The organism is Bacillus sp. X1(2014), from assembly GCF_007678255.1.
The window spans coordinates 31,303-42,671 of sequence record NZ_VEED01000029.1 but is presented as its reverse complement, the minus strand read 5'-3'; the positions used below and the strand labels follow the sequence as shown (position 1 = coordinate 42,671).

The window sequence follows — 11,369 nt, the reverse complement described above, 5'->3', positions numbered from 1 at the left end:
AGATTTTATTACTACTATTTTACAACAAAAAAACTGTAGGCAAGCTCGTTTTTTTCGAGTTTGTCTACAGTCTGAGAGGGATTCTGGAGAATCCCTCTTCAATTATGATTTATATGATTCCGTTGGGCCTGGTTTAAACGATGGAATTGATTGTTCACTACCATCTGTTAGTTCGTTATCTCTTTTAATCCGACCTTTGCCAACGGCCAATGCTACAAAGACTCCGACAGCTATAAAGATAAGTCCAGTTAAGAAAACTGTAGAAAATGAATCAGACCAGGCGATTTGAATGCCATGAATTACGCTATTTTGAATGTCTTCTGGCATTTTTAAAAGGCTAGGATTGAGAAGCAAACTAAATAACGAATCAGTTTTTTCAGAAAGAGCCGCTAATGCTTTATGTGCAATTGGATTTTCAGCATCATTTGCCACACTAATCATTTCACCTTTTAGTGTATGGTTCATGATTGAATTTAAAATCGTAATTCCAATCGTACCACCTATCGATCGAAAGAAGGTGGAAGCGGATGTAACTGTTCCTAGCTGTGACTTTGGAAATTCATTTTGAATCGCAATCATTAATGTTGGCATAACTAAGCCCATTCCTAGGCCAAGAACAACCATATATGCATAAGCAGTATATTCATTTGAATCAATGCCCATTGTACTCATTAAAAAGAACCCTAATGCACCAAGCAACATCCCTGCGGTTAGTACAGAGCGGAAGCTGAATCTAAGTAATAATTGCCCTCCAAGTATACTTGCCGCAATCATGGCGATCATCATTGGAGTCATGGTTGAACCTGCTTGTGTTGGTGATACACCAAGAATTCCTTGCATGTACATCGGTACGAACATTATTGCTCCAAACATGCCAAGCCCCAGTAAAAATCCTAGCGCATTCATCGTTGCAAACGTTCGATTTTTAAAAAATGAAAGGTCCAAGATTGGTTCGACCGCTTTTCGCTCAATAAAACCAAAAACGATTAGCAGCAAGATTGAACCTCCGAAAATAAGGTAAGAGGTTGCAGAGGCCCATTCAAATTTATCCCCGCCGAATGTTAAACCTAGTAATAATAAGACAATGGCAGGAATTAATGTGATAATTCCCCAATAGTCAATATTCACTTTTCCTTTAGCTGCGGTAGTTTCATGCTTTAATCCCATAAAGATTAGAATTGCTGAAAGTAGCCCAAAAGGAACGTTAATTAAGAAAATCCAGTGCCAGCTAATGCTATCAACAATAATTCCACCTAAGAAAGGGCCGATGACAGAACTTAACCCAAAGAGTCCGCCAAAAATTCCCTGCCACTTCGCTCGTTGCTCAGCTGTAAAGATGTCCCCAATAATGGTTTGAGATAGGGGCATGATCATCCCGCCGCCAATCCCTTGAAGGCCTCTATAGATTACTAACTGTTCCATTGATGTGGCAGTTGCACACAATCCAGAACCAATAATAAAAATGATTGTTCCTAGTAAATAGAGGAACCTTCTCCCGTACAGGTCTGACAGTTTACCAACAATCGGGACAACCGTTGTCGATGTAATCATATAGGCAGTTGTGACCCAAGCAAAAATGGTAAAGCCATTTAATTCTGATATAATCGTCGGCATGGCTGTTCCAACGATTGTTTGTTCTAAAGCACTGAAAAACATACCGATAATTAAACCGGTGATAACTAATTTGGTATCTATCCGTTTATCTTCTATCGCCATATCATTTTCTCCTATCTAGATGTTATTAAATAAGTCCCGGCATAAAATATACATTATAACTGTCCGGTCAGTCAATATTTTTCGTAGGAAAGGATAAATAATAAAAATATCCTTTAAAGTTCAAATCCATAAAAATCAGACATTTCCTTGGTGAGTGGTTCTAATTTTGCTATTCCTTTAAAATTGGAAAGCATTCCTTTGATGACTGGAAGGCGAGGACTTTGTTTGTTAATTTCCTCTTCAAGGACGTCTAATGAAATTTCTAAAACTTCTCTATTTTCCATCTGGTCAATTGCATTTCGCATGTTTTTGATCAGATTATTTACATTGGATGGTTCGAAAAATTGCTTTGAATTTTTAATAATATTCTCCATCTTTTCCTCGGTTATAAAGGGTTCCTCACTTGAAATGTCTTTTACGATACTATCCATCCTTTTCATTAAATAATGGGATAGCTTCTCAATCTCAAATTCTGCAGGTTCAAGCATCATTAATCCCACATATGTTTGGAATAACCCTTCAAGAATCATGGCTAAATCAATGGAAAAAGGCTCAATCTTTTGACCATAAATTGAAACTAATCCTTTGCGATGTAATAAATGTGATTCAAAACGCTTTTTGAATAAAAGTTTTTTTATTTCTTCATTCCTGGGGATCGCCTGTTCTTTGGCGAGCATTATCATAAATTCTTTATGACCAAAAAATGTTCTGAAAAAGGCACTGATTTGTTTGATGAATTTTTCTCGCGGGGATAAATCCTGGTTTTCAAAAACTAGCCTGCCTGATTCTATCGTCTCAAATATATATTCCAATATTGAGAGTAATAAATCATCTTTTGACTTAAAATGTAAATAGAAAGCTCCTTTAGAAATATTACTTTCGGTAGCAATCTCTTGGATCGACGTGGATGAAAAACCTTTTTGAGCAAAAAGCTTCATCCCTGATTGAATAATTACCTTCTCCTTTTCTGTCAAAATAAACCCTCCATTATTAGATGTTTCTATGTAGAAACGTAGTATAATTCTTGACTTATGACTGGTCGGTCAGTATTATTAGATTTGTTATGACCGCATAGTCAATCCTATTCGAATCAGACTGAAATGTCAACATGGTACAAGAAGGAGAGAAAAATGAAGAAAATCATTCAGTTTTCATTGAAGAACAAGTTTGCCGTATGGCTATTGACCATTATTATTACAATTGCTGGATTGTATTCAGGAATGAACATGAAATTAGAAACCATTCCAAATATTAATACACCACTAGTTTCAGTTTTGGCTGTGTATCCAGGAGCGACACCCGAGCAGGTAGCAGAGAAAGTGACGGAACCAATTGAAAAGCGTGTCGAGAATTTAGATGGGGTTTCAGTTGTGAGTTCTTCTTCGTTTCAAAACGCATCATCTATCCAAATAGAATATAATTTTGATAAGGACATGGAAAAGGCTCAAAATGAAGTAAAGGAAGCCTTGAGTAATCTTGATCTTCCAGACGGGGTAGAGGAACCAGAAGTCACCCGGATGAGTTTTTCTGCCTTCCCAGTTATGTCATTAAGTATTACAAATACAAAACAATCTTTGGCGGAATTAACCAAAACAGCTGAGGAAGATATCATTCCAGAACTTGAAGGTATTGAAGGAGTATCTACCGTTCAAATTTCAGGGCAGCAAGTTGACGAAGTTCAATTGAAATTTAACCAGTCGAAATTAAAGCAGTATGGATTAACAGAAGATACCGTGAAGAATGTAATCAAGGCATCAGATGTTACCATTCCATTAGGATTATACACATTCAAAGACACACAAAAGTCCGTTGTGATGGATGGGAATATTTCTACAATAAAAGACTTAAAAGCGATTAAAATTCCCATTATCCTATCTGTGGGCGGTGCCCAGCAAGGTGTAGCAGCTAGTCAACAAAACCAAGGACAACTAGGTGTGACAGGAGGCAATGTTAGCCAAGGGAATCCATCAACTGCAGAAGTCCCTTCTGTAGAATTAAAAGATATTGCCACAATTGAGGTAGTTGGCAAAGCAGAATCTATATCACGGACAAATGGAAAAGAGTCCATCGGAGTGCAGATTACAAGTGCACAGGACGCAAACACAGTGGATGTAGTGAATGCTGTCAAAGAAAAATTAGGTGATCTTGAAGATCAGGTAGAGGGATTAAAGGTTACTACCATTTTTGATCAGGGCAAACCAATCGAAGAATCGGTTGCAACCATGCTGAATAAAGCCATTTTCGGTGCAATTTTTGCCATGATTATCATCTTGCTTTTCTTGAGGAATTTCCGGACTACAATCATTTCGGTTATTTCTATACCATTATCCATCTTGATTGCGATTTTACTTTTAAAACAAATGGATATTACGCTTAATATGATGACCCTTGGCGCAATGACTGTTGCAATTGGCCGCGTAATTGATGATTCGATTGTTGTCATTGAAAATATTTTTAGACGGATGTCTCTAAAAAATGAAACATTAAGTGGGAAGGAATTAATTGTTGCCGCAACAAGAGAAATGTTTATGCCAATTTTTTCATCTACTATCGTAACCATTGCTGTGTTTCTTCCATTAGGATTAGTGAAAGGCCCGGTAGGCGAAATGTTCTTACCGTTTGCATTAACGATTGTCTTTGCATTATTGGCGTCTCTATTAGTTGCAATTACAATTGTCCCGATGATGGCTCATTCACTATTTAAAAAGGGCTTATCAATCAAACAAGCCCATGTAGAAAATAAACCAGGCAGATTAGCCTCAGGCTATAAAAAGCTTCTTAATTGGTCCTTGAACCATAAAATCATTACCTTTGGATTAGCAATTCTATTATTAGTAGGCAGTTTGTTCCTTGTACCGGTGATTGGTGTAAGTTTTCTTCCATCTGATGAACAAAAAATGGTAGTAGCGACTTATAAACCCGAGCCAGGTCAAACTTTAGATGAAGTGGTACGGATTGCAACCAATGCTGAAGAATTTTTTGAGAACAGAACCGGTGTAAAAACGATACAGTTTTCCGTGGGCGGAGAAAACCCTATGAATCCAGGTCAAAGCAATTCAGCTATGTTCTTTGTAGAGTATGATAAAGATACCAAAAACTTTTCTAAAGAATCTGAAAAAGTTATCAATGATTTAAACAAACAAAATGATAAAGGTGAATGGGCAAGTCAAGACTTTTCAGGTATGGGATCATCCAATGCACTTTCATTTAATGTGTATGGTGACAATATGGATGAAATTGAACCTGTTGTAAATAAGATAGAGAAAATTTTCAAAAGTAAGGACACTCTTAAAAATGTGAAGACTAGTATTGCTGATACCTATGAAGAGTATACGCTTGTCGCTGATCAGAAAAAGTTAAGTCAATTAGGACTGACAGCAGCGCAAGTAGGGATGGAACTTGCTGGTAATGGACAGCGTCAAGTATTGACAACCATTGAAAATGTTGGGAAGGAATTGAACGTCTACTTAGAAGTTGAAAAAGATGAATATGAGGATATTAATGAATTAACAGATAAAACGATCCAATCCCCGATGGGTATGGCGGTCCCTATTAAGGAAGTTATCGATATTAAGAAGGGGCATACATCTGATACGATTACCAGACGTGATGGCCGTATTTATGCAAGTGTAAGTGCTGAAATTACGACCAAAGATGTTTCAAAAGTTTCTGCCGCGGTTCAAAAGAAGGTAGACAAAATAAAACTTCCTTCAACTGTTGATGTTTCGGTTGGCGGGGTATCTGAAGATATCGCAGAATCCTTTACACAGTTAGGGTTAGCCATGCTTGCAGCGATTGCGATTGTCTATTTAGTACTCGTTATTACATTCGGAGGAGGATTAGCACCGCTAGCAATTCTATTCTCATTACCGTTTACGATCATCGGAGGACTATTAGGTTTATTGATCTCTGGTGAAACCTTAAGTGTTTCAGCTATGATAGGTGCCTTGATGTTAATTGGTATTGTTGTAACGAACGCAATTGTCCTGATTGACCGTGTGATTCATAAAGAGAATGATGGATTATCAACAAGAGAAGCCATCCTTGAGGCGGCTGGGACACGACTGCGTCCTATTTTGATGACAGCCATTGCGACCATTGGTGCACTTATACCGTTAGCAATAGGAATGGAAGGAAGCGGACTAATTTCAAAAGGATTAGGTGTGACAGTCATCGGCGGATTGACAAGTTCAACGCTGCTTACCTTAGTAATTGTACCGATTGTTTATGAAACACTAATGAAAATGAAGCGAAAAGAAAAGAAGCAAGTTGAGAAACCGTTATAGGGAACGAAAATGAATAGCAGCTGATTCTTTTGTTTTGTTAACAGTAGAGTCAGTTGCTATTATTTTTTATTGGAGCCTTGACATTTAAAAAAAAGAGAGTATAGTAATGTTCTTGTGTTGGTCATTTTGTTTTTTTAATAAATGTTCATGGATTGTTCATATTTAGCTGTTAGGATAGATGTTAGACTATTGGGGGCAGTAGTTCCTCATTAAATTAAAAATAATAACTGAAAGTATATAATCATAGATTACAAGGTAGGTGCTATATGATTAACTTATTGCAAAGAGGTCAAAGTATTTTTAATAAATATGTTGGCTTTTTCTTTTTGACAGTAATTTTCTTATGGATAAAAACATATATCGTTCAATTAACGCAATTTGACTTAGGAATCGAAAATTCTCTTCAGAAGTTTCTATTGTTTATCAATCCGCTCGGATCTGCTTTACTCTTCTTGGGCGTTGCTTTCTTTTTAAAAGGTAGAAAAAAGTATATTGGGCTAATTGTAATAGATTTTCTTTTATCGTTCCTTTTATATGCAAATGTCTTATTTTACCGATTCTTTAGTGATTTTATTACCTTACCAACCTTAACTCAGACTCAAAACTTTGGCGATGTAAGCGGCAGTGTCACTTCCTTATTGAAGCCATACGATTTATTATTCTTTCTTGATGTCATTGTGTTAATTGGTTTACTTGTTTTCCGTTTTGTGAAAATAGAAGTAAAGGATATGAATCGCGGGAAAGTTGCGGCATTATTTTCAATGGCACTTGCAATTTCAAGTGCGAACTTAGCTTTAGCAGAAACGGACCGTCCTCAATTACTAACTCGAGGTTTTGACCGAAACTATATTGTAAAATATTTAGGGATGTACAATTACACCATTTATGATGCTGTTCAAAGTACGAAAGCATCTGCTCAAAGGGTTATGGCCAGCAGCGATGATATTACTGAAGTTGTTAACTATACAAAATCTAATTATGCAGAGCCAAATCCAGCTTACTTTGGGGCTGGAAAAGGAATGAACGTAATCTATTTACATCTTGAATCTATGCAAAACTTCCTTATTAATTACAAGTTGAATGGGGAAGAGGTCACGCCATTTTTAAATTCATTAACGAAGGATCAAAATACCCTTTATTTTGATAACTTCTTCCATCAAACTGGACAAGGTAAAACTTCGGATGCTGAATTTATGTTAGAAAATTCATTATATGGATTATCTCAAGGTTCAGCTTATACAACAAAAGGGTTAAATACCTATGAAGCGGCTCCTGCCATTTTAGGTCAGCAAGGCTACACATCAGCGGTGTTCCATGGGAATTCAGGAAGCTTCTGGAATCGTAATGAAATTTATAAATCATTTGGCTACAACAAGTTCTTTGATTCAAACTACTATAATATAGATTCAAAAGATCTTGCGGAATATGGGCTGATGGATAAACCATTTTATGAACAATCCATTCCGTTACTAGAATCCTTACCAGAGCCATTCTATACCAAATTTATTACCGTATCGAATCATTATCCGTACCCAATTAATGAAGAAGATGCAACGATTGCACCAGGTACAACTGGTGATAAATCTGTCGATGGATATTTTCAAACCGCACGATATGCGGACGAAGCATTGAAGCAATTCTTTGATTACCTGAAAAAATCAGGTTTATATGATCGTTCGATCATTGTAATGTACGGGGATCATTATGGTATTTCTGAAAATCATAATAAAGCAATGGCACAGGTGATGGGAAAAGAAATAACTCCATTTGAAAGTACTGGATTACAGCGCGTGCCATTATTTATTCGTGTTCCTGGAATGGAAGGCGGGGTAAACCACGAATACGGTGGTCAAATCGATCTTCTTCCAACGCTTCTTCACTTACTTGGAACAGATACAAAACAGTATGTCCAATTTGGAACAGACCTATTATCTGAACAGCATGATGATTTAGTACCTTTCAGAAATGGTGATTATGTAAGTTCAACCATCACTTCTATTGACGGGAAGTTCTATGATTCTAAAACGGGTATGAAATTGGATGAAGCAAAAACTGAAGAAGCTAAAAAAGATCAAAAGATCGTCGAATATAAATTAAAGCTTTCAGATAAGGTTGTTAATGGAGATTTATTACGTTTCTACAAACCTGAAAACTTTACTCCAGTTGACCGTTCGCAATATAACTATAATAAAGATGAAAATGTCATCTCTAAATAGTAAACTGCCTGAGGAAATTCTCAGGCAGTTTTTTTGTCCTTCAATTTGTACAAACACATTCCGCTTGCATCATTATTTTCAAAAGGTGAAAAGATATAGGCAGAAGGAAGTCTGTATAGGGGGGATTATGATCGGGAAAGTTTGGCACATATATAAAACTGATTGGAAGAATATCTTTCGAGTTCCTACTGTAGTGTTGTTAATTGGTGCACTTATGGTACTGCCGTCGGCTTATGCTTGGGTGAACATAAAGTCAATGTGGGACCCGTATAGTAATACATCTGGGATTCGTGTGGCTGTTAGTAACGAAGATGAAGGAACCGAAATTCGCGGAAAAAAAATAAATGTCGGTAACGATACCATCAAGAATCTTAAAAAGAATCATCAACTTGGCTGGGTATTTGTTAGTCGTGAGGCAGCAGAAAGTGGAGTTGAAAAAGGTCGTTATTATGCTTATCTCATCATTCCTAGGGATTTTTCAAGGAAACTGTCGAGCATCTTAGAGATAAACCCTCAAAAACCAGAAATCGAATTCGGGGTAAATGAAAAAATCAATGCTGTTGCTCCTAAAATCGTAAATTCAGGAGCATCAAGTGTAACCGCCCAAATAAGCCAAGCATTTATTAAGACAGTAAGCGAAGCCATTTTCAATGGATTTTATAAAGCCGGAATTGAATTGGAGCAAGCGCTGCCATCTATACATAATGTTGAAAAGCAAATTTTTGCTTTGGAAAACGCTTTGCCTGAAATAGAAAAAATGGGGAAAGCAGCGATTGAACTCGAAAAGAAGTTACCTGATATCCAGGCAAAGGGACAAAAAGTAATCGAGTTAGAGCAGAGAATACCAGAAATAAAGGAGGCAGCTGCAAGTATTTTAAAGGTTGAAGAACGGTTACCACTTATCAAAGAATCAGGAGAGAAAGTCATAACCCTGCAAGAGAAAATTTCTAGTATCCAGGATGTGAGGGAGCTTATTTCAGGTGCTGTATCCAATTTAACAGAAGTAGAAAACGTTTTACTTCAGTCACTTGAACAAATGAAGGAATCTTCAGTATCACAGAGTGAGTCCAAAGAACAACAAGCAGAGATAAGCAGGATATTCGAAGAACTCTTAAAAATACATGGAAATGTTGTGGAAGCACAGACAGGTCTACATCAGAAAGTAGATGAACTGACAAAAGATGTTAACACAGCAGCCGATTTTTTTAAAAATGATTTTGCGAATTACGAACAAAAAATCCATAGTGCCGCTGACTTTGTCCGGACAGGTTTACCAAATTTAGAAAGCGATATTCGAAATGCATCAGATTTATTTAGAACGAGGTTTCCTGCTTTTGTGAGGGCTGTCCACAAAGCAGCGGACTTAGCTCGTAACGATTTACCTGGTTTTGAGGAGAAAATAAGGAGTGCTGCTGATAAAATTAGAAGATTTGAAAGCAGTGTAAATATGTATGATTTAATCCAGTTTCTAAAGCATGATCCTCAAAAAGAAAGTAGTTTTCTTTCGAATCCAATCTTATTAAAAACAAACCGGCTATTTCCTATTCCGAACTATGGATCGGCAATGACACCATTTTACACGATGCTAGCACTTTGGGTTGGTGCGACACTCTTAATTGCTTCACTTAAAGTGGATGTTGACAATCCAGATTCTAGCTTTAAAGGGTACCAGCTTTTTTTAGGAAGGCTTCTTACCTTTCTTACCATCGGAATCTTCCAAGCTGCCATCGTTTCCTTTGGTGATTTATTTCTCATTCATACGTATGCAGTAGACAAACTCTGGTTTGTACTTTTTAGTTTGTTTATCAGCATGGTATTTGTCACAATCACTTATTCCTTATGTTCGGTGTTTGGCAATATTGGAAAAGGGTTAGCGATCATTTTTTTGGTACTGCAAATCTCAAGTTCTGGTGCAACCTTTCCAGTTAGTTTGACCTCATCATTTTTTCAAGCAATCAATCCTTTTATGCCATTTACCTATGCCGTGAGTATGCTTCGTGAGACAGTTGGCGGCATGATTGTTGAGGTCGTGATAAAAGATCTATTCGCACTGGTTGTCTTTATTGCGTTGAGCTTACTTTTAGCATTGATGTTAAAAAAACCTTTAAGTAAACGGATTCAAAAAACAGCAGAAAAGGCAAGAACGACGAGGATTATTCCCTAGGGGGTATCAAGAAAACAAGTAGGAATTCGCAGACATGTAAACATGTCTGCTTTGTTAATTTCTTAGGTAAATAAATGTTTTATTTTGCCTTCTTAAATACTTTTTAAAATATTATAATAAATCAACTTGACAATTCCTATGTGTATGGTAGGATTAATTTTAAATAATAAATACAGGGATATATTGAGCACATGCTCAGGTCCATTATAATATGGATCTATTACTCTAGTAAATCAACAGGGAGGTCCACAGGGATGTCAAAAGCAGTGACTTATGAAAACTGGGATCAAATTTCGGATACTTTTTCCATTGAAGACCCGACAAAGGGTGCACGTGCTGTTTTAGAATGGGCATACAGCCAGTATCCTGAAGAAAAAATTGTCTATGCCTCCAGTTTTGGTGCAGAAGCCATAGTATTAATTGATCTAATTTATCAAGTTAAAAAAGATGCTCAAATCGTTTTTCTAGATACAGGACTTCATTTTCCCGAAACATACGAGGTAATCGACAAAATTGAAGCACGTTTTCCAGAGCTTCAAATCGAGCGAAAAACTCCTAAATTGAGTTTAGATGAACAAGCAGCAGAATACGGCTCTGCCTTATGGAAAAGGGAACCTAATCAATGCTGCCAAATTAGAAAGGTTATTCCTTTACGTGAGGCATTAACCCCAAGAGAGGCATGGATTTCAGGTCTACGCAGGGAGCAGTCTCCAACAAGAAAGGATACTCAATTCTTAAATAAGGATGAAAAATTTCAAAATATAAAAATTTGCCCGCTTATTCATTGGACCTGGGATGAGGTTTGGGAATACATCAAGGAAAAGGACCTTCCTTATAACCAATTACATGACCAAAACTATCCAAGTATTGGTTGTTTCCCTTGTACTCAGGCTGTTGGAACTAATGGTGATTCCCGTGCTGGACGTTGGTCTGGCAGCAGCAAAACAGAGTGTGGTTTGCACTCGTAGGAATTGAATGAAAACTTAT

The 11,369-nt window shown here is 36.9% G+C and carries 6 protein-coding genes; 4 read left to right on the top strand and 2 right to left on the bottom strand.

Annotated features, from left to right (window positions below; genetic code table 11):
• Window positions 1-102 precede the first annotated feature (102 nt).
• Together FS608_RS27910 and FS608_RS27905 are read right to left on the bottom strand one after the other, a co-directional pair.
• On the bottom strand, window positions 103-1,716 hold the full coding sequence (locus FS608_RS27910; protein WP_144555817.1) for an MDR family MFS transporter: 1,614 nt from the start codon (window positions 1,714-1,716) through the stop codon (window positions 103-105).
• Between the two features lie 113 nt (window positions 1,717-1,829).
• Window positions 1,830-2,690, bottom strand: coding sequence for a TetR/AcrR family transcriptional regulator (locus tag FS608_RS27905; protein ID WP_144555816.1), 861 nt, complete (start codon window positions 2,688-2,690; stop codon window positions 1,830-1,832).
• A 156-nt stretch (window positions 2,691-2,846) separates the two neighbouring features.
• Here FS608_RS27905 and FS608_RS27900 point away from each other — a divergent pair, with 156 nt between their 5' ends.
• From FS608_RS27900 to FS608_RS27885, 4 genes are all read left to right on the top strand, one after another.
• The gene (locus FS608_RS27900) at window positions 2,847-6,002 is read left to right on the top strand and encodes an efflux RND transporter permease subunit (RefSeq protein ID WP_144555815.1); all 3,156 of its coding nucleotides are present in this window, start codon (window positions 2,847-2,849) and stop codon (window positions 6,000-6,002) included.
• 266 nt (window positions 6,003-6,268) lie between these two features.
• The gene (gene ltaS / locus FS608_RS27895) at window positions 6,269-8,218 is read left to right on the top strand and encodes a lipoteichoic acid synthase (RefSeq protein ID WP_144555814.1); all 1,950 of its coding nucleotides are present in this window, start codon (window positions 6,269-6,271) and stop codon (window positions 8,216-8,218) included.
• Window positions 8,219-8,345: 127 nt separating this feature from the next.
• A complete protein-coding gene (locus FS608_RS27890) occupies window positions 8,346-10,382 on the top strand; it encodes a YhgE/Pip domain-containing protein (RefSeq protein ID WP_260871845.1) in 2,037 nt (678 codons plus the stop codon).
• Between the two features lie 254 nt (window positions 10,383-10,636).
• The gene (locus FS608_RS27885; RefSeq protein ID WP_144555813.1) at window positions 10,637-11,350 is read left to right on the top strand and encodes a phosphoadenylyl-sulfate reductase; all 714 of its coding nucleotides are present in this window, start codon (window positions 10,637-10,639) and stop codon (window positions 11,348-11,350) included.
• Window positions 11,351-11,369: the final 19 nt, after the last annotated feature.